General features: G+C 54.4%; 21 protein-coding genes. 20 read left to right on the top strand and 1 reads right to left on the bottom strand.

Features of this window, described 5'->3' with window-relative positions; all coding sequences use genetic code 11:
* The 17 genes from AC5OW4_RS07805 to AC5OW4_RS07885 form a co-directional block, all read left to right on the top strand.
* The coding region (locus AC5OW4_RS07805) for a hypothetical protein (protein WP_229100740.1) at window positions 1-246 on the top strand (246 nt) is incomplete at its 5' end.
* A 25-nt stretch (window positions 247-271) separates the two neighbouring features.
* Window positions 272-2,191, top strand: coding sequence for a BglG family transcription antiterminator (locus AC5OW4_RS07810; RefSeq protein WP_072684271.1), 1,920 nt, complete (start codon window positions 272-274; stop codon window positions 2,189-2,191).
* 31 nt (window positions 2,192-2,222) lie between these two features.
* On the top strand, window positions 2,223-2,501 hold the full coding sequence (locus AC5OW4_RS07815; RefSeq protein ID WP_072684272.1) for a PTS sugar transporter subunit IIB: 279 nt from the start codon (window positions 2,223-2,225) through the stop codon (window positions 2,499-2,501).
* Between the two features lie 20 nt (window positions 2,502-2,521).
* Window positions 2,522-3,781: a PTS ascorbate transporter subunit IIC gene (gene ulaA, locus AC5OW4_RS07820; RefSeq protein WP_139248601.1), complete on the top strand. Its 1,260-nt coding sequence runs from the start codon at window positions 2,522-2,524 to the stop codon at window positions 3,779-3,781.
* 268 nt (window positions 3,782-4,049) lie between these two features.
* The gene (locus AC5OW4_RS07825) at window positions 4,050-8,405 is read left to right on the top strand and encodes a PolC-type DNA polymerase III (protein ID WP_493676847.1); all 4,356 of its coding nucleotides are present in this window, start codon (window positions 4,050-4,052) and stop codon (window positions 8,403-8,405) included.
* Window positions 8,406-8,541: 136 nt separating this feature from the next.
* Window positions 8,542-8,868, top strand: a complete 327-nt coding sequence (locus AC5OW4_RS07830; RefSeq protein WP_072684273.1) for a hypothetical protein — start codon at window positions 8,542-8,544, stop codon at window positions 8,866-8,868.
* Between the two features lie 137 nt (window positions 8,869-9,005).
* Complete coding sequence (gene rimP / locus AC5OW4_RS07835) at window positions 9,006-9,476, top strand: ribosome maturation factor RimP (RefSeq protein ID WP_020223702.1); 471 nt, start codon at window positions 9,006-9,008, stop codon at window positions 9,474-9,476.
* A 21-nt stretch (window positions 9,477-9,497) separates the two neighbouring features.
* A complete protein-coding gene (gene nusA, locus AC5OW4_RS07840) occupies window positions 9,498-11,195 on the top strand; it encodes a transcription termination factor NusA (RefSeq protein WP_493676848.1) in 1,698 nt (565 codons plus the stop codon).
* A 24-nt stretch (window positions 11,196-11,219) separates the two neighbouring features.
* Window positions 11,220-11,477 (top strand): RNase P modulator RnpM, encoded by a 258-nt coding sequence (gene rnpM / locus AC5OW4_RS07845; RefSeq protein ID WP_006059090.1) that lies wholly within the window; start codon window positions 11,220-11,222, stop codon window positions 11,475-11,477.
* The gene (locus tag AC5OW4_RS07850) at window positions 11,470-11,769 is read left to right on the top strand and encodes a L7Ae/L30e/S12e/Gadd45 family ribosomal protein (protein WP_195396414.1); all 300 of its coding nucleotides are present in this window, start codon (window positions 11,470-11,472) and stop codon (window positions 11,767-11,769) included. Before rnpM ends, AC5OW4_RS07850 begins: the two co-directional genes overlap by 8 nt.
* Before the next feature lie 10 nt (window positions 11,770-11,779).
* Window positions 11,780-13,627 (top strand): translation initiation factor IF-2, encoded by a 1,848-nt coding sequence (gene infB, locus AC5OW4_RS07855; protein WP_493676849.1) that lies wholly within the window; start codon window positions 11,780-11,782, stop codon window positions 13,625-13,627.
* 36 nt (window positions 13,628-13,663) lie between these two features.
* On the top strand, window positions 13,664-14,008 hold the full coding sequence (rbfA, locus tag AC5OW4_RS07860) for a 30S ribosome-binding factor RbfA (RefSeq protein ID WP_072684277.1): 345 nt from the start codon (window positions 13,664-13,666) through the stop codon (window positions 14,006-14,008).
* A gap of 130 nt (window positions 14,009-14,138) precedes the next feature.
* Window positions 14,139-14,441 carry a WXG100 family type VII secretion target gene (locus AC5OW4_RS07865; protein ID WP_072684278.1) on the top strand — a complete coding sequence of 101 codons (303 nt, stop codon included), beginning with the start codon at window positions 14,139-14,141 and terminating at the stop codon, window positions 14,439-14,441.
* A gap of 15 nt (window positions 14,442-14,456) precedes the next feature.
* Window positions 14,457-14,750 carry a pore-forming ESAT-6 family protein gene (locus AC5OW4_RS07870; RefSeq protein ID WP_072684279.1) on the top strand — a complete coding sequence of 98 codons (294 nt, stop codon included), beginning with the start codon at window positions 14,457-14,459 and terminating at the stop codon, window positions 14,748-14,750.
* 69 nt (window positions 14,751-14,819) lie between these two features.
* The gene (locus tag AC5OW4_RS07875) at window positions 14,820-16,688 is read left to right on the top strand and encodes an Ig-like domain-containing protein (protein ID WP_072684280.1); all 1,869 of its coding nucleotides are present in this window, start codon (window positions 14,820-14,822) and stop codon (window positions 16,686-16,688) included.
* The gene (locus AC5OW4_RS07880; protein ID WP_072684281.1) at window positions 16,685-20,581 is read left to right on the top strand and encodes an FtsK/SpoIIIE domain-containing protein; all 3,897 of its coding nucleotides are present in this window, start codon (window positions 16,685-16,687) and stop codon (window positions 20,579-20,581) included. Before AC5OW4_RS07875 ends, AC5OW4_RS07880 begins: the two co-directional genes overlap by 4 nt.
* Before the next feature lies 1 nt (window position 20,582).
* The gene (locus AC5OW4_RS07885; RefSeq protein WP_072684282.1) at window positions 20,583-20,837 is read left to right on the top strand and encodes a hypothetical protein; all 255 of its coding nucleotides are present in this window, start codon (window positions 20,583-20,585) and stop codon (window positions 20,835-20,837) included.
* Here AC5OW4_RS07885 and AC5OW4_RS07890 read toward each other — a convergent pair.
* On the bottom strand, window positions 20,818-21,609 hold the full coding sequence (locus AC5OW4_RS07890; RefSeq protein WP_072684283.1) for a tRNA 2-thiocytidine biosynthesis TtcA family protein: 792 nt from the start codon (window positions 21,607-21,609) through the stop codon (window positions 20,818-20,820). The genes AC5OW4_RS07885 and AC5OW4_RS07890 overlap by 20 nt on opposite strands.
* 135 nt (window positions 21,610-21,744) lie before the next feature.
* Here AC5OW4_RS07890 and truB point away from each other — a divergent pair, with 135 nt between their 5' ends.
* The 3 genes from truB to AC5OW4_RS07905 are packed head-to-tail and all read left to right on the top strand — an operon-like array spanning window position 21,745 to window position 24,687.
* Complete coding sequence (gene truB, locus AC5OW4_RS07895) at window positions 21,745-22,620, top strand: tRNA pseudouridine(55) synthase TruB (protein ID WP_229100742.1); 876 nt, start codon at window positions 21,745-21,747, stop codon at window positions 22,618-22,620.
* Window positions 22,621-22,631: 11 nt separating this feature from the next.
* Complete coding sequence (gene ribF / locus AC5OW4_RS07900) at window positions 22,632-23,570, top strand: riboflavin biosynthesis protein RibF (protein ID WP_072684285.1); 939 nt, start codon at window positions 22,632-22,634, stop codon at window positions 23,568-23,570.
* On the top strand, window positions 23,563-24,687 hold the full coding sequence (locus AC5OW4_RS07905) for an RNA methyltransferase (RefSeq protein WP_493676850.1): 1,125 nt from the start codon (window positions 23,563-23,565) through the stop codon (window positions 24,685-24,687). Before ribF ends, AC5OW4_RS07905 begins: the two co-directional genes overlap by 8 nt.
* Window positions 24,688-24,693: the final 6 nt, after the last annotated feature.

Here is a 24,693-nt window from a genome sequence, read left to right on the forward strand (position 1 = left end):
ATCCGTACGTACGGTGCAATGGGAGGGGCGAAATTTATTTTCCCTCTACCCTATTATCGCCGGCAGGCAGATTTTTCAACATGGAAATCGGAAAATACGTTTGAGGTTCAGCTTCTGCATAAAAACAGAATTCTGGAAAGTGAGGATCAGAAGCAAAAGCGAGCCGAAGCAGAGGTTTTTGTGATGGCGTGCAAAAGTTTGTTTCTCCTGTGCAAGAAGCCGTTCTTGTCCCACTATAATAAATAAGAAATAATAAAGAAAAGGAGAAACCATGAAGAAAAGACAAAGCGAGCTGATCCGCTGGATTCTGCAGTCGCCGGGCCTTCCTTTTGAAACGGCGTTGGAGAAACTCCATGTTTCCAAACGTACGCTCTACTATGACATTGAAGAAATAAATTATTGTTTGCGCCATTGCGCGCAGCTGAAAAAAATCGCGGGACAACTGGTCTTTGTGGGCGATCTGCAACGGGTCAGCCAGATGATCGCCGATCAGGAACTCACGCTGCAGGGAACGGAGGAAAAGCTGGAGTTTATTTTATATAAAATTCTGTGTGATGATTTTCCAAGATTGGAACAGATGGAACAGAAGCTTCAAATCAGTCATTCCACGATGACCTATCTGATGAATGAACTCCGCGTTCAGCTGGAGGCGCAGGGCATTGAATTACGCTATGACGAGGGCGCCTATCAGATCCGCGGCGATGAAAATCAAATCCGCGACCGCTATATATACTGCCTGTACAACGATAACAATCTGATCAACCGCATCAGCAGTGAAATCCTTACGTTTAATCAGAAAAATCAACTGGGCTTAGCGGATTATTCGCTGGCGCTGCTTTCAGCCATGCTTCGGTTTGTCCGATTACGAATGACTAAGAAATGCCGGATCCGAGCCGACTGGACGCTGGAAACGCAGGCCTTCCATTACCGTCAGTCAGTCGCGGCTGATCTGAAAATCAACGATCCGCTGGAAGCAGCCTATCTCACAGCGTTTATCAGCTCTTTGACAACGCTGAGCGCAGGTGAAAAACAGACGATTATCGATCAGGGCGTGACGCGGCTGATCACCTGTTTTGAGAGTCGGATGGCAGTGGTTATCGAAGACCGTGAAACGATCCGGCGCAGTATTGCGCAGCATCTTCTGGCCTCTTATTATCGGATTCAATTTCAGTTTCCAATTCGAAATTTCTGTCTTGATGAGATTAAGTCCCGGTACTTCGAATTGTTTACCATGATTCGTCTGATTCTGGAAGACGAACAAATCTTTCCGGAATTCAAAGGGATTCGGGAAGAAGAAATCGCTTTTCTCACCGCCTATTTCGGCGGGGTGCTGCGCAGTCAGGAAAATCACCGGCGAATGCGCAATCGGATTCTGCTCGTCTGTCCGCAGGGACTGATGGTCTCCAAAATGCTTCAGATTCAGATCGAACAAAGCGTGCCGCTGATCCAGATTGTCGATCAGGTATCGCTGCAGCGCCTGCCGCAGCTTACGGTTCCTTACGATTATATTGTGTCTACAATGCCGATTGAAGGCTATGATGAGAAACTGATTCAGGTCAACCCGCTGCTGAATCGTCAGGACGTCTGTTTGTTGATGGAAAAATGTGCGGGGATACCGATGCCGGACTCCGGTCCGGAAATCCAGCCGCTGTTGCAGGTGATCGAAAAATACTGTGTCATCCAAAACCGTCCGGCGCTGGTCAGAGAATTGGAAGCCTTGTTATACAAACATAAAGAAGAAAGGGGAAGTCCTATGTTAAAAGAACTGATCACATCCGATAAAATCCGTGTATTAGATCATGTCGACAGCTGGCAGTCCGCGATAGCCGAGGCGGCGCAGCCTCTGGTTTATGACGGAAGTATCGATCCGGAATACATTCAGGAAATGATCGCCTCGATTGAAAAGTATGGTCCTTACATTGTGCTGGCCGACCGCTTTGCGCTGCCGCATGCCAGCGGCGCTCTGCATGTCCACCGGCTGGGCATGGCGATTCTTTCCGTGAAGGAAGCGGTGGACCTGTTGGGAAAACCCGTCAATTTGTTCGCGGTTTTGGCGACGGTGGACAGTACCTCGCATATCCGCGCGTTAGCTGAACTGACTGAGATTCTGTACGATCAGGCCAACATTGACAAGCTGTGTCAGGGCAGTGCGGAAGAGATCTTGAGATTGATCCGGCAGGATCCATCTTAGATAAAAACGTTCGATAAAGGAGGTGAGCGTTATGAAATTTGTTGCCGTGTGCGGCTTTGGCGTCGGATCCAGTCTGATCCTGGCGATGAGCTTACAGAAAGTCGCGGACAAGCTGGGATTGGACGTGGAAGTGGAGAACACCGATCTGACGTCAGCCCACAGTGCGGACTGCGACGCTATTTTTACAAGCCCGCAGCTGCAGCCCGAATTGTCGCAGAGTGTTTCCGTTCCTGTTTTTGCCGTTACCCGCTACATGGATCTGAGCGAAGTCGAAAGCCAGGTCCGCCAGTTTCTCAATGAAAAACAGTAAGTCGAAAGGGGATTTACACTATGGAATTGATGAATTTTATAATTAACAGTATCTTTCGCAATCCGCCGGTTCTGCTGGGCTTGATCGCAGCCCTCGGACTGGCGCTGCAGAAAAAACCATTCGGCACGATCGTCAAGGGCGCGCTGATGACAGCCTTCGGCATGGTCATCCTCAACACCGGCGTCTCGATGCTGGTACAGTCGATTCTGCCGATCAACACGGCGTTCCAGTCGCTGAACGGCACCGTTGCCGAAGGTCTCAACGACGCGACCTTTACCGCTTCCTTTGGCGGCGATATCGGCATGGCGATGTTTATCGGGATGATCCTGCATCTGTTGATCGCCCGTTTCACGCCGGTCAAAACGATTTTCTTAACCGGCCACATGCTCTGGTGGTTCCCGTTTATCTTTGTGGCCGCCGGGGTTGAAGGCGGTTTGCGCGGAATGCCGCTGATTCTCTTTGGGGCGATCTGTTCCGCATTATACTGGTCGCTGATGCCGTGGGCGCTCAAGAAATACACGTTTGCGGTCACCCGGGACAACAGCTTTCTGCTGGGCCATCCGACCGGCTATCTCGGCTTGATTTCCGGGTTTGTCGCCTCCAAAGTCGGCAATAAAGAAAAATCGACGGAGGATATTCAAATTCCGAAGGCGCTGTCGTTCTTCCGTGAGATCTCCATTACCGGCTGTCTGGTCATCTTCGTGATGTTTGTGATCGTCGGCCTGACGATTCCAACGATGCTGGGCGAAGGCGAAAACGTCGTCGTTGTAGCGATTGCGCAGGGTTTGAATTACGGCGCGGGCTTGATCCTGCTGCTGCAGGGCGTGCGCATGTTGATCAGCCAGATCGTTCCGGCGTTCAAGGGCATTTCGGAGAAAGTCGTTCCGAACGCGATTCCGGCTTACGACTGCCCGATGCTGTTTACCTACAAGCCGAATGCCGTTCTGATCGGCTTTGTCGTCGCGATGATCACCTCGACCGTTTTGATTTTGATCTGCAACGCGACGCAGGTCTTCGGCATTATGCTGGTTCCGTTAGTCATCACTTCGTTCTTCGAGTGCGGCACGGCGGCGATTCTGGGCGAAGGCCAGGGCGGCCTGCGCGGCGCGGTGATCGGCACATTTGTGGCCGCGGCGGTGATGGTTGTCATGGTCGGCTTCTCGGCGCTGGCGTATTCGCATACGATCGCCAACTGGATGCTGATCAATGCCGGCAACGACTTTTCACTGTTCGGCATGCTGGCGAAAGCGGTCGCCTCCCTGCTGGGCGGAATCTTCTGATCTGTCATTCAATTTGACTTTTAATTATGTAAAGAACCGGTTCGCTGAAAAAGGCGCCGGTTTTTTTGCTTTTGAAAAGCCGGTCATCGCTGTTACACCTGCGAAAAAGCCTTGGTTAAGGTTGTCCATCTCGTTTATTCCTGAGGTGGTTTGCGGCCAACGCCGGTTTCTTTTCACTTGTCTGACAAGCGGATGAAAGATATTTTCAATTCTATTTCAGGATGAAAAATGGTAGAATGATACCCAGGAACAGGATGGAGATGCGCCAATGGGAACAATCGAATTAAAAGAAACGCTAAGCAAGGTTCAGTTCGAAGGACTGGACAGCGCTTATTTTGAACAGGGAAAAATCACGCATTGTAAATTTATTACCGCGAAAAAAAAGGTTGTGCTGGAGCTTCAGCTGCCGCGGACGCTGCCGCTGGAACAGCTGCAGTGCTTTAACGACGGTCTGATCAAGCTGATCGGCTGTCCGGTTGAGCTGCGGATCAGCGCGGACGTCTGTGATCTTGATTCTGGCGAAATGTTGAAATATTGTAAATATTTCAGCGAGCACTCACGTTTTGGTCAGGGGTTGAAAGACGCGATCCCAACGGTCAGGGATCAGATTGTCGATTGTCTGTTTGCCGACGAAACGCTGAAGCAGCAGGCGACGGCCTGTCGGGAAGAACTCGATCACTTCATGCAGAACGCAGGGATCAGCTATGATTTTGAGTTTTCCTGCCGCGCGGCCAGCTTCACCCAGATCGAGGTCAAGATGCCCAAGGAAGCCCCGAAGCCGCAGGCCAAGCCGGCGTTTTCTGCGGATAAGCCGAGCTATCGCTCCCGCCGCACGAAGATGGAAGATTATACCGTGCTGACATTGAAGGAAATCAACGACGAAATTCAGAATGTCCAGTTTACCGGCACGATTTTTGAAAAAGATTCAGTGACGATCAAAAAGACCGGCAACGAGATTCAGACGCTTTATGTCAAGGATAACGACGACGCGATTACCTGCAAGCGGTTTGAGAGCGCCCGCTGTCCGAAGGAAAAGCTGAACGAGGTTGGCGTTGGGGACGACGTGCGGGTGTATGGCTCAGTCCGCTATGATTCCTTTGCCAAGGAGCTGGTGTTTTTCCCGGACGATATCGTCAAGCTGGAAAAGAAGGAAGAGGAACAGGACACGGCCGACGTCAAGCGCGTCGAGCTGCACTGTCACACGAATAAATCGGAAATGGACGGCGTTTGCGAAGTCGAGGAATTGGTGACGCAGGCGTTTAAATGGGGGCACCGCGCGATCGCGATCACGGATCACATGGCCTGCCAGGCATTCCCGAAGGCGCAGAGCTGCGCCGCCAAGCTGCTCAAGGGCAACAAGGACCGCGAATTTAAAATTCTCTACGGCGTTGAAATGAACATGGTCGACGAGTTTTTGACGATCATCCGCAATCCGCGCGCCGATTCGCTGAGCGATACGGCGTATGTCGTCTATGACCTGGAAACCACCGGCTTATCCTGCAGCTTTGATCACATCATCGAATTCGGCGCGGTCGTGATCGAACGGGGCGAGATCAAGGAAACCAAACAGCTGTTCGTCAAGCCGCCAGTGCCGATCAACGCCTTTATTTCAGAAAAGACCAACATTACCAACGAAGACGTTGCCCAGGCCAAACCGTTTGCCGAGGTGGCGCAGGAGCTGGTCGATTTCATCGGCGATAAAGTGCTGGTCGCCCACAACGCGACCTTCGACTACAACTTCCTCAACGAAGAACTCAAACGCATCGGCATGGCGCCGCTGACCAATCCGGTCGTCGATACGCTGGATTTGGCGCGTGCACTGCATTCCGACCGCCGCAGCTACCGTCTGGGCAACATCGCCCGCCATTACCGGATTACCTACGACGAAGAAGTCGCGCACCGCGCGGATTACGATGCCGACGTGCTGGCCAGCGTGTTCATGTTGATGATCAAGGAATGCAAGGACCGCGGCGCGCAGACTGTCGCCGATCTGCAGAATCTGCAGGATGAAAAAGCGTTTGTCAAAGTCATGAAGCGTCATGTCAACGTGATCGCCAAAAACCAGGCCGGTCTGAAGGACCTGTTCAAGCTGGTTACGCTGTCCAATACCGATTATCTGGCGGTCTTCGGCAAAGCCAATTCCAAAAGCAGCGGCGAAGAATTTCTGGCTGAACCGCGGATTCTGCGGCGATGCATCCAGGAGCTGCGCGAGAATCTGCTGATCGGCTCGGCCTGCTACAACGGCGAGGTGTTTGAGCTGGCAGCTAACCGCAACCAGCAGGATCTTGAAGCGGCGATCGCTTTTTACGATTACATCGAAATTCAGCCATTGGAGAATTACCGGCCGCTGGTCGAATCCCACTCCCTGCCGGATACTGACCGGCTGAAGCAGGTATTGATGCGGATAATCCGGACGGCGAAGAAGCTGAACAAACCGGTCGTTGCGACCGGCGACGTCCACTATTGCAAAAAGGAAGAAAAAATCCTGCGCGATATCTACATCCAGACGCAGGGGATCGGCGGCGTCCGACATCCTTTGTATATCTATGATAAGGAACGGCGTTCCCGCACCGTAACGCCGGATCAGCATTTCTTAACGACCAACCAGATGCTTCAGGCGTTCGATTGGGTTGAGGATCGGCAGCTGGCCTATGAGCTGGTCGTCGAAGCCCCCAACGCGATCGCCGATCAGGTGGAAAAGGTGCTGCCAGTACATGACAAGCTGTATACGCCAGTCATCGAAGGTTCCGAAGAGAAGCTCAAGACGATCTGTTATGAGAACGCGCATAAAACCTATGGCGAAGTGCTGCCGGAAATCGTGGAAAAACGGCTGGAGCGTGAGCTGAACTCGATTATCGGCAACGGTTTCGCGGTTATTTACTACATTTCCCATCTGCTGGTCAAGAAGTCCAACGAAGACGGCTATCTGGTCGGCTCGCGAGGCTCGGTCGGCTCCTCCTTTGTCGCGACGATGTCGGGAATCACCGAGGTCAATCCGCTGATCCCGCACTACGTCTGCCCGGATTGTCAGCACTCTGAATTCATCACCGACGGCTCGGTGAAGTCCGGTTTTGACCTGCCAGCGAAGAAATGCCCGAAATGCGGCGCGGAGATGATCGTCAACGGCCATGACATCGCGTTTGAAACCTTCCTGGGTTTTGAAGGCGATAAGGTTCCGGATATCGACTTGAACTTCTCGGGCGAATATCAGGATAAGGCGCATGCCTTTACGAAAACAGTTTTCGGCGAGGATCACGTATTCCGCGCCGGGACGATCGGCACGGTCGCCCAGAAGACGGCGTTTGGCTATGTCAGCGGCTATGCGGAGGAAATGGGCTTGGAAAACATGCGTCAGGCGCAGCGGCTGCGATTAGCCAACGGATGCGAGGGCGTCAAGCGGACGACCGGCCAGCATCCTGGCGGCATCATCGTCATCCCGAGCTCCATGGACGTCTATGACTTTACGCCGGTTCAGTATCCGGCCAATAACCCGGATTCCGAATGGAAAACGACGCACTTCGATTTCCATGATATCCATGACAACGTCTTGAAATTCGATATCCTCGGCCACGTCGATCCGACGGCGATGCGTCTGCTGCAGAATATCTCCGGGATCGATCCGACGACGATTCCGATGAACGATCCGGAAACGATGTCGATCTTCAATTCCGTCGACGCGCTGAAAGCCGATCCGCGGGTGTATGGCGAAGCGACCGGGGCGGTCGGCCTGCCGGAATTCGGCACGAAGTTTGTCCGCGGTATTCTGGAACTGACCCGTCCGAGCACGTTCTCCGAACTGCTGCGGATTTCCGGTCTGTCCCATGGCACCGACGTCTGGCTGAACAACGCCAAGGATCTGATCGACGGCGGACTGACGCTGCATGACGTCATCGGCTGCCGTGACGACATCATGACGTATCTGATTGAAAAAGGAATGCCGAAGAAAGATTCATTCTTCATCATGGAAAGCGTCCGTAAGGGCAAAGGCTTAAAACCGGAATGGATCGAATTAATGAAGGAAAACAACATTCCGCAATGGTATATCGACAGCTGCTTAAAAATTAAGTATCTGTTCCCGAAAGCCCACGCCGTCGCCTACGTCATGATGGCGATCCGCATCGCTTGGTTTAAGGTCCATCATCCCTACTGGTACTATGTCGCGTTCTTTACGCTGCGCTGCGACGCCTATGAAATCGAAACGATGGTCAAGGGCATGGACGCGATCAAGCGGCGGATGGACGAGATTCAGGCGATGAAATCGAATCCGGAAACCAAGCGTCAGGTCACCAAGAAAGACGAAGATCTGTACTCGATGTTCGAGGCCTGTCTGGAGATGTACGCTCGCGGCTATCGCTTCTCCAACATTGATATCGACAAATCCCTGGCGACGGAATTCCGCGTGCTGCCGGACGATCTCAAGACGATCATCCCGCCGTTTACGACAGTCGACGGTCTGGGCGCCAACGTCGCCAAGTCGATCGTAGAAGCCCGCCAACAGGGCGAGTTCTTATCCAAAGAAGATTTATTAAACCGTACCCAGCTCTCCCAAACGCTGATGCGCAAGCTCGAGGTGCTGGGCACGCTGGAAGGCATGCAGGAAGAGAACCAGCTGAGTCTGTTTTAATTGGAAACTGGAAAAAGCCCGGCTGCAATACAAAATAACTCATTTGAATCAAATCTGGGAAATCATCCGCCTGCGGGCGGATTTTCCTGTTATAATAGAGGCGGGAGAATCTGTTCTCAAAAAGGAAGCGGTCGTTATGAAAATCGAATGTCCTGTCTGCCACGAAGAAATTCCGGCTTCGCAGCTCAATGAAGTCCGGGAATTCGACTGTCCGCACTGTCATTACCGCATTGAAATGGAGCCGTTTGCGGCTTCGCTGATGCAGCTGTTTCCAGTTGCGGCGCTGATCCTGTTCATCCTGGTGTTTACGATTCTGAAGCTCTTTCTGCCGGAACAAACGCTGGTGATCGTTTTTCTCGTCGTCTTCTGCATCGGCGCCCGGCTGCATTGGAGTCTGGCTGTTTTGCGGTATCTGGGACTGCTGAAATTCCGCCGTAAAGTCGATGAAGAGAAAAAACTGTGAGAAAAACGTCTGAAAAGCGGGGCCGAAGTTCAGAAAACGCTTGATTTTTACGCCAATTCTGTGTATAGTAAGAGTGCATAAAGAAACAGCAGGAGTGGTGAAAGCCACTCCTTCATTCATGTTATAAGGAGAGAAAAATGGAACAGTTGGAAAACATCAAGACGTTGATTCTGCCTGTCCTGGACTCCCTTGGCATTCAGCTTTACGATCTGAAATGGGTGAACGAAAAGAAATCCCGGATTCTTCAGATCGCAGTGATGAGAGCTGACGGATCTATGGACATCGATACCTGCGCCTTAGTCTCGGAGAAAATTTCCGAAGCTCTGGATGCCCATGACGATTGGATCAGCTTTGAATACTTTCTGGAGGTGTGCTCGCCCGGCGCGGAACGCGAACTGCGCAATGAGGAAGAAATCCGCGGCGCTTTGGGTAAGCATGTCTTCGTCCGGTTAAAAAGCCCGGTCAAGTCGATGATGGAAATCACCGGCGATTTACTGGAAATGAACGAAACCACCCTGACCCTTAGCTATCGCGATAAAGCTGTAACCCGCAAGGCTCAGGTGGAACTGGATCAGATTGAAAAGATCCGCCTGGCTGTGAAATTGTAAGGACTTGGAGGAGAAATCGCAATGAATTTCAAAGAATTTTTGAAGGCGATGCAGACGATCGAGGATGACCGCAAGATCACCAAGGAAATCGTCATCGCCGCGCTGCAGGAGGCTTTAGCCAAAGCCTATCGCAAACACATCGACATCCCGGACGTGCTGGTTCGCGTCGACATCAACGAAGCCAACGGTCAGATTCATGTGTACCAGCAATATACCGTCGTTGAGGAAGTCGAGGACGAGGAGCTGGAGATCGCGCTGGCCGAGGTCAAGGATAAAGGTTATCAGCTGGGCGATTTAGTCGACCGCGAAGTGGATATCAGCCAGATCGGCCGGGCCGCCGCGCTGCTGGCAAAAAACGTCATGAAGCAGAAAATCCGTGAGGCGGAGAAGCAGGCGGTTTATGATGAATACATCGATCAGCTGGACGAAATGGTCACCGGCATGATCGAGTCGGTCGAGGAGAAGTTTGTCGTCGTCAATCTGGGAAAGACGATGGCGCTGATGCCGCGCGCCGCTCAGATCCCGGGCGAACGCTACGTCGAAGGTCAGAGCATCCGTGTCGTCATCACCGAATGCAACAAGGATACCAAGGGTGCGCAGGTGCTGGTTTCCCGTTCCGACGCGAAGCTGGTCAAGCGTCTGTTTGAAAAGGAAGTTCCGGAAATCTATCAGGGTGTCGTCGAGATCAAGGCGATTGCCCGTGAAGCCGGGGAACGGACGAAGATGGCCGTGTGGTCGAACAATCCGGACGTCGATGCGATCGGCGCCTGCATCGGTCCGCGCGGCAGCCGTGTTCAGGTCGTCATCGACGAGCTGAAGGGTGAGAAAATTGATATCTTCGAGTGGAGCGACAACATCAGCGAGCTGATTAAAAACGCGCTGGCTCCGGCTCAGATTCTGGCGGTGCTGCCAACCGAGGACAAGCGTTCCCTGCTAGTCGTCGTTGAGGACAACCAGCTGTCGCTGGCGATCGGCAAGAAGGGCAAAAACGCCCGTCTGGCCGTGAAGCTGACCGGCATGCGGATCGATATTAAGACGGCCGGTGAGATCGAGGAACAGGGCATCGACTGGAAGACGATGATGCTGCAGTTTGCCGCTGAGGAACAGAAGCGGCTGGCGGAACAGCGGATCGCCAAGCAGCTGGAAGAGGCTGGCGTTCAGGAAGTTGAAACAGAGCCGGATGCCGAATCGGAAGCTGCGGTCGAAGCACCGGAAGTTTCTGCGGAAACGGAAGTTGTCCAGGAAGCGGCCGTTGAAACGCCGCAGGCGGAAGCGGAAGTCGAACCGGAACCGGAGGCCGCGGAAGAAGAAATGCTGACAAAGCCGGAAATTCAGCCGGAAGTTAAACCGGTTGAAGTGCAGCCGGAAGTCAAACCGGCATTGTCTGTCAAGAAAGAGGAACCGGTCCGCGCCAAGCGTGAGGTTCGCGAACGCCGCGAATATGTATCCCGCTTTGAACGGCTGGCTGATCCGACGCAGTCTTCGGCGCATACCGAAGAAAAAGCGCCGCTGCGCCGCCGCAAGAATGTTCGCGAGGATGACCGCAAGCTGCGTCTGAAAGATCTGAAGAAGGATAAGGACTACGAATTCAAGCCAGTCTATTCAGAGGAAGAGCTGGAGGAAATCCGCCGTCAGGAAGAGTTGGAAGCGCAGAACAGCTGGATCGAGGACGATATCGATTTCGATGAATTCGACGAATACTACGACGAAGAAAAATAAACCGGAAAGACGGGAGGGAGTACGATGAAGAAAATACCGATGCGCAAATGCGTCGCAACGCAGGAACAGTGTCCGAAAAAAGAACTGCTGCGGATTGTGAAAACGCCGCAGGGCACGGTGGAAGTGGACCTGACCGGCAAGCTGAACGGCCGCGGGGCGTATCTGAAAAGGGACGCGGCGGCGCTGGAGCTGGCGATCAAGCGGCAAAGTCTGAAACGCGCTCTGGAATGCGAGATCCCCGAAGAAGTTTATGATAAAATCCGCGAGGTTCTCGGTGAATAACAAGGTTTCAGGCTTGCTGGGAATCGCTGCCCGCGCCCGCAAGGTTGCAACCGGGGACAGCGTGATGGCGGCAATCCGTCAAAACAAAGCGAAGCTGGTTCTTCTCTGCGCGGACTGCGGTAGCAACGCGCAGAAGAAGATTCAGGATAAATGCCGTTTCTACGGCGTTGACTGGATAGTCGAGGGGACGGCTGAAGAACTGTCGGCCGCGCTCGGCCAGCCCAGACGGATCGCATGTGCGGTTCTGGACGAGGGACTGGCCCGGTCTATTCAGGATGCAGTTATGAAATGAGGTGAAGGTATTGGCTAAACAACAAAGAAGGAATAACTCGGGAAGACGGAATAACCACAGATCCAACAATTCCAATAATTCCTATAACCCACGGCCGAAGATGGAAGCCGTAACCAGCATTACCTACGAGGAAGGAATTACCGTCGGGGAATTAGCGCAGAAGATGAACCGCAATGCCAGCGATATCATCAAGCTGCTGTTTATGCTGGGCAAAATGGTGACGATCAACAGCTCGATGGATGACGAAACGATCGAGTTGGTCTGCATGGAGTACGGCGTGGAAGTCAAGAAAGAAATTCCGGTGGATCAGGACAGTCTGGAAGACGAAGTCGAAGAAAATCCGGAGAATCTCGTGCAGCGCCCGGCGATCGTTACGATCATGGGGCACGTCGATCACGGCAAAACGACGCTGCTGGACACGATCCGCAAGACGCGGGTCGTCGAGGGCGAATTCGGCGGCATCACGCAGCATATCGGCGCCTATCAGGTCAGCGTCCAGGGCAAGAAGATCACGTTCCTGGATACGCCGGGCCACGAAGCGTTTACCGCAATGCGCGCCCGCGGGGCGAAGGTGACGGATATCTGTATCATCGTCGTCGCCGCGGATGACGGCGTCATGCCGCAGACCAAGGAAGCCATCGACCATGCCAAAGCAGCGGACGTTCCGATCATCGTCGCCGTCAACAAGATGGACAAGCCGGCGGCGAACCCGGACCGCGTCATGAACGAGATGGCCGATCTGGGCTTATTGCCGGAAGAATGGGGCGGCGATACGATCTTCGTCAAGTGTTCGGCGAAGCAGGGCGACGGCGTCCAGGATATTCTGGAAACGATTCAGGTCGTTGCGGAAATGCGCGAGCTGAAAGCCAACCCGAAGCGCAACGCGACCGGTACGGTTATTGAAGCGAAGCTTGACAAGGGCCGCGGACCGGTCGTCACGCTGCTGGTTCAAAACGGCACGCTGCACACCGGCGACTGCATCGTTGTCGGCGCCTGCTTCGGCAAGGTCAGAAAGATGACCGACGACCGCGGCCGTGAAATCAAGGAAGCCAGGCCATCGACGCCGGTTGAGATCATCGGCTTAAACGATGTTCCGGTAGCGGGCGATATGTTCAAGGTCTTCGACAATGAAAAGCAGGCCCGTGCGATTGCGGAACGCCGTTCCCAGACCAAGATCGAGCAGGAACGCAAGAGCAGTTCCGCAATGAGCTTAGACGATCTGGCGCGTCAGATCGAAGCTGGTGAGGTTCAGGAAATTCCGGTTATCGTCAAGGCCGATGTGCAGGGCTCGGCGGAAGCCGTCAAGTCCTCGCTGGAAAAGCTGGATGTCCAGGGTGTCAAGGTCAACGTCATCCGTTCGACCGCCGGGACGATCAGCGAATCCGACGTCATGCTGGCGAGCGCTTCCAAAGCGGTGATCTACGGCTTCAACGTCCGCCCGGACGCCAATGTGCGTAAAAAAGCGGAAGAAGAAGGCGTCGAGATCCGTCTGCACAACATCATCTACAAAGCCATGGAGGAAATGGAACTGGCGATGAAGGGCCTTTTGGCGCCGGTGTACGAGGAAGTCGTCATCGGACAGGCGGAAGTCCGTCAGACCTTCAAGGTTTCCAAGATCGGCACGATCGCCGGCTGCATGGTGACCGACGGCAAGCTGGTCAAGGACTGCAAGGTGCGTTTAATCCGTCAGGGTATCGTCGTTTACGACGGCCAGCTGGGCTCGCTGAAGCGTTTCCAGAACGACGCCAAGGAAGTCACCAACGGTTATGAATGCGGCTTAACGATCATGAATTTTAACGACATTAAGGAAGGCGACCTGATTGAGGCCTACGCCGATCAGGAGGTTCCTCAGAATTAAGGAAACGCTTTTCCTGAAGAAACAGGAGGGACGCTCATGTCTGTCAAACAAGAACGGGTAGCGCAGATCATCCTCAAAGACGTCACGGATATCATTCAGTTTTCCCTGAAGGATCCGTCCGTCGGATTCGTCACGATTACTGACGTGCAGGTGACCAACGACTACTCCTACGCTACGATTTACGTTTCTTTCTTAGGCAAGGAAGAACGCAAGCAAGCAGGTCTGAAGGCACTCAACCGGGCAAAGGGTTTTATCCGCTCGGAGCTGGGCAAACGGCTTTCGATCCGCAAGGTTCCGGATTTGATTTTCAAGCTCGACGATTCGCTGGAAAAAGGAGAGCGGATCGACTCGATTATTTCGCAAATCAATCACAAAGCTTAACCGGAAATCCTGTCTGAAATGAATCGGACAGGATTTTTTTTGTTTTTTTTCAACTTTTTTCCTTTTTTTGGAAGGCTTTTTCGAAAAAACCGCAATATTAATACTAGGGGCGTGCAGAAAGGAGAACACAATGAGAACGATTGCGGTGGAACCAACCCGGCTGGAAGCGTGTGCCGGACAGATCGAGCAGCTGCGGCAGGAGGTGGAAAGGACGGTCGCACGGCTGTACGAGCGGGTAGAGCTGATGGCGGCGAACACCTGGATCGGCCGGGACAATCTGGCGTTTACAACGCAGATCCAGGGCTATCAGGATGATTTCCGAAGGGTCGAGCTGCTGATGCAGCAGTACAGCGAATTCTTAAAAGCCTCGGCGCGAAGCTACCGGCAGATGCAGGAAGAACTGGCGGCGCAGGCCAGCCGGCTGGTCAATTAAAGGGAGGAATTGAAAATGGATAACTTGAAGATTTCATTAGCGGGAGTTAAGGATACTTCCGGTGCAATTCGCGTCTGCAATGAACAAATTTACAGCGCATTAATCGAAGCGAAGAAACAGATGAACGATTTGGCGATGGTGTGGCAGAGCGACGGCTCGGAGGCGATCCGCCAGCGTTTCAATCAGTTTGCGGCGCAGTTTGAAACCCAGAAGCAGATCATCGAGTCGTACGCCCGGTTTCTGGATACCGCCGTGTCCAGCTATGATACGCTGGAAGCGACGATTCAGAACAACGCCTGTTCATTTTAGCGTATGCGCGGGCGCTGGAGAAGTCTTTTCGCCGCGGGGCTGACGGTGCTGATGATGGCGGAGGGCTGTATGCCGCAGCCGACGGGAGTTTTGCGGTGCGATTGGGCGAAGATGTTGGCGGAAACGTTGTTTTTTGACGATTCCGCCGCCGGCCTGGCCGCCTTGAAAGATTGGGGCGTGGAAGTGGAGATGGACCGGCAGCGGGTTTCACGGCAGGCGGCCTGTCTCAATCTGCTTCAGGCTTACGATGGTGAAGATCCATCATTAGAGCGCTGCCAGACGCTGGGATTTCTGACGAAGCTAAAAGGCTGGCTGACGGCGGAGGAAGCGGCAGCGTCATTGAAGGAATTGACGCGGCAGCTCAACCAGTCTGAAGCAAAGACGCTGGTGTTTGAGTGGGAAGCAGCCGGGTTATGGAATGGAGAGGGACGGCCGGATGAAACGGGAAGGATTGTGCTGAATCCCGGACAGACTGGAAAGTTGGGAAGCTGGTTTACCGATCCGGATTCCCGTCAAATCTACATCACGGATTCGATCGTTGAAACCGAAGGTCAGATCATGGCTGAAGTCCATCCAGAGGATCCGCAGACGTGGCTGGCCGAAACGCAGTTTAAACTGGCGTTTGATGCGGATTGGAGTCAGGCTGAGATCGAGCCTTATGGGCAGAACGGTGAAGAACTTCTGTCCCTTGCAATGAATGCCGCGGAAAGGGCGGAACCGCGGTTTGCGTTGATGAAGCAGCAGTTTGAAGTTGGCAAAACGCAGGTAAGCTGGAGCGTGGCCGCCAGCGGAATTCATGTCCATGCCGCAAAAAAGCTGGCCAACAGCGCGACGCTGCAGATGGACTATGATCTGACCGGACTGCATCCGGTGATCGAATGGAACGGCTTGAGCAGGGATGGCCGGCTGCAGCTGGACTTTGTGATGAACGAATCGGCCGGTCTGACGCGCGGGGTGTCCAATACGCTGACCAGCGACTTTTCTGGTCTGGATCCGCACACACTGTTAAACTCGCTGACCGCTTCCTTTACAAGCACGCGCAAGGACGCCGACACGATCATCCCGATCGCCAGGATCAAACTGCCTGTACCGCAGTTTCCGATCGTCGACCTGCTTTTAACCCTGCAGCTGCATTGTTATGCCGGCGGCAAGATCGAGCTGCTTCTGAGTCAGGAGGGCAGCGTGGGCATGGAAATAAGAAACGGCGTTCTGCGGCCGATCCATCAGCTTGAACACCGGCATGATTTCATCTTTCAGGGCTCGGCCAAGATGACTGCGGCCCTGGATGCTTCCGCCCGGGCAGCCGGGATTTCACTGATGGATCTGATGCTGCAGACAGGCTTGCGCGGCGTGATGCGCACGACGGCCTGGATCAGCCAAAACGGCGAACTGGAATCCCGGGCAGCGGGAGAGTTACCCCTGGAAAGTCAGCCGGTTCATGCGAATCTGCAGTTCTGCAGCGATTTAAACGTTCACGGTATTCTGGAATTGGAAATCAATTCTCCGGAGTCGTTAGCCGGTCGGTTTGGCATGGGCCGGACATTTTCAATCCTGAATGAGAACAACGCGACGCTCAATCCCCATGGCCGCACGCATCTGGAAAACGGGATCTTTGTGGATCGCTGCACCCGCGGTGAGCCTTCTTCCTCACCAGCGCCGACCACGGCTCCGATTGTACAAACTGATCGGATCGAGCTGGCGGAAGTTTTGTTGATATTAAGTCCGAATCAAAGCGGACAGATTGTGATCCGCGGACTGCCGGAAGGCGTGACGGTGTCGGATCTGATGTATTCCGTGGACGATCCGGGGGTGGCTACCGTCGTGCAGACCGGCAAGGTGCGGGCAGTCAAAGCCGGGGATGCGATCGTCACGATCAGCGATCCGTCGGAAACCTACAAGACAAGCTGTCATATTCATGTGCGGGCTGAGGCGGCATGATCGTCTGCATCCTGTGGCAGCACCGACTGGCGATCCGTCATGTCCATCCGCAGCGCGGCTTATTCTTTGCCCCTGAAGCGGACAGCGTGCTGGCGATTACGCAAAAGAAGGAAGGGTGGCAGCTGCAGCTCAGCGACACACTGCAGTTTCTGGACAGTCCGCGCCGCTGCCGCCTGATCAGCCGGCGGCATGACGAGCTTTGTTATCTGCCGTTCTATGAGAAAATTGACCTCTTTTATACCTTTGATGAGACCGGATTTAATCAATACACGCTCTATCAGCGTCCGCAGGGTTGCTGGATGCTTAATGACCAGCGGTTGAGCGAACCCTGCGGCGATCAGGACGAACCGTGGGCAATACTTGACTTCGATCAGAATCTGGCGAAGGAAACAACGCAGTTTCCCGGTATGATCGTCAACGGCGTCCATCAGCGTCAGACCCGGCTGGAAGCGGGAATGCGCCTGCAGTTTGCTGCAGTAACGATCCTGATTCATCCGGCATTCATCGCACTCAACAATCCGGGAATGCAGCTCAAAATCAAGCTGAAGCCGCTGCGCCGGCAGGCTTTAGCCGACTGGATGTACCAGCCGCCGGATAAGCTGCCGCTTCCCTTTCATCCGACTTTTCAGTTTTATCCCGTCTATCCCCGATGTCCGCTGCACTTGCCCCCGGGCCCCCCAGTCAAGCTCAGACCCATGACTTTCAGCGTACTGACGATCGGTCCTTCGCTGATGATGGGCGCGGCGTCGATTGCCGTCGGCTTGTCGTTAGGTCAGGGGGCGGCAGGGATGATGGTGCTGATGCCGGCCGTCATGATGGTTTCGGCGGTGTTCTGGCCGCTGGTTCAGCTGGCCGTGAATCATCTGTTAAACAGGCGTGATCGGCGTCGGCGCAAACAATGGCTGGCGGACGTGCTGGAAGGGTGGGAACAAAGCTGCCAAACGGCGCTGCGGGAAACGACGGTGTTTCTGTCGCAGCGCTATCCGGAGGCTGACGCGCTAAAAAGGCAAATTGAAGAACAATCTGTTTTTGATACCGACAGTGCTCATCCGCTGTTCGGCAAGCTCAGTTTAGGCCGCCAGCGGCTGACGCTGATTCCTGAAATAAATCTGGACACACTGGATTTGCATCAACCCGCGGATCAAACGGTCAAGCAACAGATCGACGCCTGGCAAACAACCCATCCCTTCACTGCTGCCGCGCCGCTTCCCTGGGATCTCTTTGAGTGGGAACGAGTCGGTTTAGTCTGCGATGAAAAATCGCTGGCTGCTTTTTTCAATACGATTTTAATGACGCTGGCGCTCCATCACCAAGCGCAAAGCCTGGCTCTGGCCTGGATCGGTCCGGTGCCTGAAATTCTCTTTGAAACGCTTTGCTGGCTGCCGCAGATTTATGACGAACAAGGATTGCGGCGGATCTGGACGAAACGGGAAGATTGGGATCGCGGCCGGCGGCAGATTCAGGAAATTCCTGTTCCGACGTGGACGCTGGTGAGCGATCCGGGCGCGGCTGCTTATTGGGAAGCGTCGAAGCCGAAATCCTGCGTGTGGCAGTTGGCGGCCCGATCGGAGGATCTGCGGCTGGCAGCGCAGCGAATTTTGATCATTGAGCAGGGACATGGCCGGATTCTGACGCGCTCACGTCAGCTTTGCCAGGAATTCGACGTGGATTTCAGCTATGCGAAAAGCTTCCGCGACAGTGCGCTGGCACTGTACCGCTATGGACAGAAAAGCCGGCCGTCCAGCCGGCAGGTTGACATTCAAAGTTTGCTGGGCCAGGCGGGAATCGGCTGTCCGCCCTGGCAGGAGTCGGCACGCCTGACGCAGCTGCGAATTCCTTTGGGGCTGGATGAACAAGGCCAGCCGGTAATTCTGGATCTGCATGAAAAAGGCCAGGGACCGCATGGCTTAATCGCCGGGATGACCGGCAGCGGTAAAAGCCGGCTGTTGGAAACGCTCGTCTTGTCAGCGGCCTGGCATTACAGTCCGGATCAATTACAGTTTGCGGTCATTGATTACAAAGGCGGCAGCCTGATCGAGCAGCTGCGTTTTCAAGGGCGGCTGATCCCGCATTGCTGTGCTCAACTGAACAATGTCGCAGAAGGTGGGGCAGAACGATCTTTGATCTACCTGCGGCAGGAATGCGAACGCCGGCAGCGCTGTTTCGCTCAGGCGCAGACACGGTTAAAGCAGCCCGTTGCCGATCTGGATCATTACCGCCAGCTGTGTCTTGACCACCCGCAGCTGACACCTTTGGCCCATTGCGTATTGATTATTGACGAATTCGCCGAGCTGAAGCAGTCGCAGCCGGAGTTTATGCGGGATTTGATCCAGATCTGCCGGATCGGACGCAGCCTGGGACTGCACCTGATCCTGGCGACACAGCGGCCGGCGGGCATCGTCGACGAACAGATGTGGAGCAATTTCAATTTTAAGCTCTGTTTAAAAGTGGCGCAGAAACAGGACAGTCAGGAAATACTGCATTGCGATAAAGCGCTGCGGTTAACCCGGCCGGGACAATTTCTGCTGCTGAGCCAGCAGGATCTAATCCAGGGACAATGCGCGTGGTTAGGCGGTAAGCAGACGCCGGATCCCATTATCCGCTGGCTGGATTCCCGGCTGCAGCCGATCCGCGAGGTGCGGCGGGGTAAAAATAACAGCCTGCGCCAAAGTGAAGCGCTGATGGCAGCGATGCTGCGGGAAGCGGACCGCCGCGGTTTGTCCGCGCCGCCGCTGTGGCCGCCGTTGCCGGCGGCGGTGGATTTGGCCGAACTGAAAAAACAGACGGCCGGGCTGGTGCTGGGCGTCGGCGATGATCCGCAGCATCGCGCCACGCCGGTGATTGTTCACCCTTTGGCGCATGGTTTGTTCATCAGTGAGGAAGCGGCGCCACAGGAGGCCTTCTTGCGATGTCTGATCCAAAGCGCGGGACGGTTTGACCAAGCGGCTGAGTTTGTCGTACTGGATCCGCTGGATCAGCTGCCGCAGTTCTGTGCGGAACCCGCGGTTATCGAAGTTCTGACGTTACAGCAGCCGGAATTGATGGAACGATTTTTCAGCTTGCTTAAGCGCGGTCTGCGGCAGCGTCAATCCGCTGAAATTCCGTTGTTTGTCCTGACGCTTCAGCTCAGCACAATTCTGGAACGTTATGACAATCTGGCGCTGTTTCAGCAGCTTTTGGAAGAAGGTCCGTCGTTAAACCTGTATTTATTGTGCGCGGAGAAGCAAGTCAGTCGGCTGCCGCTGCGTCTGACGCAGAGTCTGCGGATTCGCTATATCCTTGGTCCGGCCGCGCCGGCCCAGCTTGGCGAGGTGCTGGAGCGAACCTGGACTCAACCGCTGGCGAGCGGTTGGGGATTGGTTCAGAAGGAGTCCGTTCTGAATTTCGTTTTGGCCCGGCCGCTTTCTCCACTTCTAAACGATAAACCGAAACGCTGGCAGCTGCCGCGTCTGCCGCAGCGTCTGCCGCGCCGCTGGCTGAAAAAGAAAGCCGTGTTTCTGGGCGTGGATCCAATTCTGTGCAGGCCGGTCTATGCGACGCTGCATTCGCGGCAGCATCTGGTTGTACTCAGCTGTGAAGCGAAGCTCTGCGCCGCCAGGATCCGTCAGCTTGGCGGCGGGCCTTATCCCATCGTCGATGTCTCCCGGCTTGACGAAGCGGAAATCATCGCGTTTTTGGAAGGAGAAGCGCCGTTTGTTCTGGTTGGCACAGCGAGCGATTTGCAGCGCAGCACATGGCGCAGGCTGGTTGATTTTTCATTGACGTTGTGGTCCGGCCCGGGCTTGCGGCAGCAGCTGTTTTTCCCGGTGCCTGCCACGATAGCAAATTTAACAGATCAGGAAAGTATGTGGATTCAAAACGAACAAATGCAACGATTGAAGGAGATAGAATAAAATGGAAAATGAAGTTTTACTGGGTTTTGAATTAGTCTGCTGCGACGCGTATTTTGAATGCAGCGTCGATTCGTCGCTGACGCTGCGGGAAATTGTCGAAGGCCTGCAGGAGATGAGTCCGCCGGAAATCCGCGAGGAATTTGATCTATGTCAGCCGCTGATCTTATGTGATCCCCAAGAGCACCGGATTCTGGACGAACAAAAAACAGCCGCCCAGCTGCGGCTGCCGGACGGCTTTAAGATTCTGATTTTCTGATCGGATGAATTTCGGTTTGGCCTGTGGCAGGTTCTTTTTGCCACAGGCTGAGCTGCTTTTCATTGTGCAGCATCAGCAGGAAGTTGTCGCGGGCCATTGGATATTCCGCGTACAGCCGCTCCAGCATTTCTTTCATATCCTGCCTTCGGGTGTAGCCATCCATCGGACAGGTCGATTTCACAACCGGTACGCCGCAGCTCTGTACCGCCGCGCGGATTTGATTTTCACGGGCGTAGATGAAAGGCCGGATAAACGGCATTTCGGCGTTGGATAAATACATCTTCGGCGCGAAGGTGGCCAGCCGGCCGCCATAGATCGCATTCATCAATAAGGTTTCAATCGCGTCGTCCCCATGGTGCGCAAACGCGACTTTCGTGCAGCCGAAGTCCTTTGCGGCCCGGTTGACGGCGCCTTTTTTCAACGTTGAGCACAACGAGCATTTCAAGGAACCATCCGCATTGGCCTGAATTTTTAGAATCTCGTAGATTCGGCTGGGCACGAGTTCCAGCCGGATGCCGCGCTGTTTGAAAAAGGCTTCGGCATCCGTAAAGTCCATATCGGGAAAGCCCATCTGAATATGAATGCCGACGACTTCAAACTGCTTGCTTTGGATCCGCCGGCAGAACTGCTGGTAAAGATGCAGGCAATAAAGCAAAAGCATCGAATCCTTGCCTCCGGAGACGCCGACGGCAATCCGGTCGTGATCGGCGATCATGCCGTAGTCCTGATCGGCTTTGCGGATACAGCCTAAAATTTGTTTCATCGCATTCATGGTTTTGTCCTCCTGACGTTTTTTACTTCCGTCCTATTATACCACAGGCCCTGTTTGAAGCCCAGGTGAACATTCCGTGTGAGATTTACGCGGATACGGCGATAGGCTTTGCAAACGGATGGGAGCCTTGGTATAATGAAACGTGGAGTTTGGAGTGATACAGTGGACGGAATTTGTTTAATTAATAAACCGGCAGGCATGACGTCGTTCGACGTGGTTTATCAGGTCCGTAAAGCCGCCGGCATCAAGAGCGTCGGGCATACCGGAACCCTTGATCCGCAGGCGACGGGCGTCCTGGTTGTGCTGCTGGGCCGGGCTTGCAAAGCGCTGCCGTATTTATCAGGCAAGACGAAAGAATACATCGCCGAGCTGACGCTGGGCACAAAAACCGATACGGGCGATATCTGGGGTAAACCGTTGGAAACCAGACCGGTTCGCGAGGTTGAATCGACGCAGCTGGAAGCGGTGCTCAACAGCTTTCTTGGCGTTTCGCTGCAGCTGCCGCCGATGGTATCCGCAATCAAAAAGGACGGCAAGAAGCTGTATGAATATGCCCGCGAGGGCGTGGCGGTCGAACGGGAAAAACGTCCGATCGAAATCACGGAAATCGAATTATTGCAGACCGCTCCGGTCATCCGTTTCCGCGTCGTTTGTTCCAACGGAACTTATGTGCGCACCTTGTGCGAAGACATCGCGGAAAAACTGGGAACCGTGGGCACGATGAGCAGTCTGGTCCGGACTCGGGCCTGCGGCTATACCTTAGAACAATGTCAGTCGCTAAACGAGGTCCGGCAGGGCTGTTTTCAGCTTGTTTCCATCTATGACGGCATTGCCAGCCAATATCCGCTGATCGAAGCGGATCCAGCGCAGATTCCGGATATTAAAAACGGCAAGCGGCTGCACTTGGACAGCATGGAACCCATCGTCGGCGTCGTCAGCGGAAAGCAGGTGCTGGCGATGATGGAACGGCAGGAAGATGGAATTTACCGCTGCCTGCGGGGATTATGGTAGGAGAAATATCAATGAAAGTAGATATGATAAAAACGCATGGCGGGCCGGTTCTGGAAGGGCCGGTCTGCGCCTGCATCGGCTATTTTGACGGTCTGCATCGCGGACACCGGGCGTTGATTGACGAAACGATCCGCCGGGCGAAGGCGGCGGGGTGCGACAGCGCGCTGATCACATTTTCACCTGATCCGTGGATCACGATCGGCAAGATGCAGAAAGTGCAGCATTTAACGACGCTGGAGCAGCGCATCGAGCTGGCCGGCAAGATGGGAATAGACCGTGTGATCGTACTGGATTTTGTTAAAGAAATGGCCGAGCTGTCGCCGCAGGCGTTCATTGACATGCTGGCGGAGCATTGCCGTCTGAAGGTATTAGTCTGCGGTTTTGATTTTCATTATGGAAAATTCGGCAGCGGCAGTGTCGAAACGCTCAGAGCTGAAGCTGATGGACGGTTTGACGTCGTGGTGATCGCGGCGGTCAACGATCAGGGCGATAAGATCAGTTCTTCACGGATCTGTCGTTGTCTGGAACGGGGCGACGTTGCGGAGGCCGGGCGTTTGTTAGGCTATCCTTATGAAATCCGCGGCGTGGTCGTTCACGGCCGTCAGAAGGGCCGCGAGTGGGGCTTTCCCACCGCAAATTTAAAAACGGATGAGGAAACGCTGCTGCCTTTAGGCGGCGTGTATGCCGGGGAAGCGGAAAGCAAAGGCCGCTGTTGGAAGGCGATGATCAATATCGGCCACAATCCGACCTGCAATCCGGTTCGCGAGCTGTCGGTTGAAGCAAACCTGTTGGACTGTGCGGAAGATTTTTACGATCAGCCGATGCGGCTGCGCTTTTACAAGCGGCTGCGGGCAGAGCAGCAATTCGCTTCGCTGACGGAATTAGTCGATCAGCTTCGCCGGGATCAACAGGCCGTCCGCGAGGTTGTTCAGGAGCCGGGAGATGAATGAACAATTCTTAAAGCGGATGCAGACGCTGCTGGGGGCGGAGTACGACGCTTATGTGGAAACCCTGCACAATCCGCCCTTTCGCGGTTTGCGGGCCAATTTGTTAAAAATCCAGCCAGATGCCTTAGTTAAGCGTCAATTCGCTTCCTTGTCGCCCTCTCCCTTTGCCCGGGAAGGCTTTGTGCTGACCGGTTCGGAAACAGGTCTGGGCAATCATATTTATCATCGCCAGGGATTGTTTTACATGCAGGAGCCATCGGCTTCGTCGGCGGTGACTGTGCTGGATCCGCAGCCGGGCGACTGGGTGCTGGACTTATGCGCGGCGCCGGGCGGCAAAAGTACGCAGATCGCGGCGCGGATCGGCCATGCCGGCTTTCTGATCGCCAATGAAATCGACGGCGGCCGGGCGCGCGTCTTAATGAGCAATCTGGAACGTTTAGGCGTCAGCGAAGCCCTGATCACTCACGCTTCCCCAGAACAGCTGTGTCCGCAGTTAACGGGCTGGATGGACAAAGTTCTGGTAGATGCCCCATGCAGCGGCGAAGGTATGTTTAAAAAGGAAGATCAGGCGCTGGCCGACTGGAGCGTCGAGCATGTCCGCTCCTGCGGTCTGCGTCAGCAGAAAATTTTAGAATCGGCCGTATTCACGCTGAAGGAACAAGGCATTCTTGTCTATTCGACCTGCACGTACGCCCCGGAGGAAAACGAACAGGTTATTGATCAGTTTCTGCGGAAGCATCCGGAAATGGAGCTGCTCGACTGCGGCGTGAAGTTTGGCCGGCCAGGCTTGTCGCTGGGGCTTGTCGACGGTGCGAAGGTCCGGCGGATTTTCCCGATGGATCAGGGCGAAGGTCATTTTGTCGCGAAGCTGCGCAAAAGGGCGCCTCAGCCTTCAGTCCGCCAGCGGTTTGTCAAAAGTTCGCCGCTGCCGCCGGCAGCCCGGGACTTTTTCAACGATCAGCTGACGGAGATCGGCAACCTGCATTTCCATCTGGAACAGGACCGGTTGTCCCTGATGCGGCATGAATTTATCCAGCTGGATAAAATTCCGGTGCTGCGGCAGGGGGTAATGGCCGGGGAAATCGTCAAAAATCGGCTGGAACCGCACCATCATTTCTAAGATCGG

This window comes from Holdemania sp. (genome assembly GCF_986127675.1).

Excerpts from the sequence above, each read along its gene's own strand:
- AC5OW4_RS07810 (WP_072684271.1), top strand. The coding sequence starts at position 272 with ATGAAGAAAAGACAAAGCGAGCTGATCCGCTGGATTCTGCAGTCGCCG.
- AC5OW4_RS07815 (WP_072684272.1), top strand. The coding sequence starts at position 2,223 with ATGAAATTTGTTGCCGTGTGCGGCTTTGGCGTCGGATCCAGTCTGATC.
- ulaA (WP_139248601.1), top strand. The coding sequence starts at position 2,522 with ATGGAATTGATGAATTTTATAATTAACAGTATCTTTCGCAATCCGCCG.
- AC5OW4_RS07825 (WP_493676847.1), top strand. The coding sequence starts at position 4,050 with ATGGGAACAATCGAATTAAAAGAAACGCTAAGCAAGGTTCAGTTCGAA.
- AC5OW4_RS07830 (WP_072684273.1), top strand. The coding sequence starts at position 8,542 with ATGAAAATCGAATGTCCTGTCTGCCACGAAGAAATTCCGGCTTCGCAG.
- rimP (WP_020223702.1), top strand. The coding sequence starts at position 9,006 with ATGGAACAGTTGGAAAACATCAAGACGTTGATTCTGCCTGTCCTGGAC.
- nusA (WP_493676848.1), top strand. The coding sequence starts at position 9,498 with ATGAATTTCAAAGAATTTTTGAAGGCGATGCAGACGATCGAGGATGAC.
- rnpM (WP_006059090.1), top strand. The coding sequence starts at position 11,220 with ATGAAGAAAATACCGATGCGCAAATGCGTCGCAACGCAGGAACAGTGT.
- rbfA (WP_072684277.1), top strand. The coding sequence starts at position 13,664 with ATGTCTGTCAAACAAGAACGGGTAGCGCAGATCATCCTCAAAGACGTC.
- AC5OW4_RS07865 (WP_072684278.1), top strand. The coding sequence starts at position 14,139 with ATGAGAACGATTGCGGTGGAACCAACCCGGCTGGAAGCGTGTGCCGGA.
- AC5OW4_RS07870 (WP_072684279.1), top strand. The coding sequence starts at position 14,457 with ATGGATAACTTGAAGATTTCATTAGCGGGAGTTAAGGATACTTCCGGT.
- AC5OW4_RS07875 (WP_072684280.1), top strand. The coding sequence starts at position 14,820 with ATGCCGCAGCCGACGGGAGTTTTGCGGTGCGATTGGGCGAAGATGTTG.
- AC5OW4_RS07880 (WP_072684281.1), top strand. The coding sequence starts at position 16,685 with ATGATCGTCTGCATCCTGTGGCAGCACCGACTGGCGATCCGTCATGTC.
- AC5OW4_RS07885 (WP_072684282.1), top strand. The coding sequence starts at position 20,583 with ATGGAAAATGAAGTTTTACTGGGTTTTGAATTAGTCTGCTGCGACGCG.
- AC5OW4_RS07890 (WP_072684283.1), bottom strand. The coding sequence starts at position 21,609 with ATGAATGCGATGAAACAAATTTTAGGCTGTATCCGCAAAGCCGATCAG.
- truB (WP_229100742.1), top strand. The coding sequence starts at position 21,745 with ATGAAACGTGGAGTTTGGAGTGATACAGTGGACGGAATTTGTTTAATT.
- ribF (WP_072684285.1), top strand. The coding sequence starts at position 22,632 with ATGAAAGTAGATATGATAAAAACGCATGGCGGGCCGGTTCTGGAAGGG.
- AC5OW4_RS07905 (WP_493676850.1), top strand. The coding sequence starts at position 23,563 with ATGAATGAACAATTCTTAAAGCGGATGCAGACGCTGCTGGGGGCGGAG.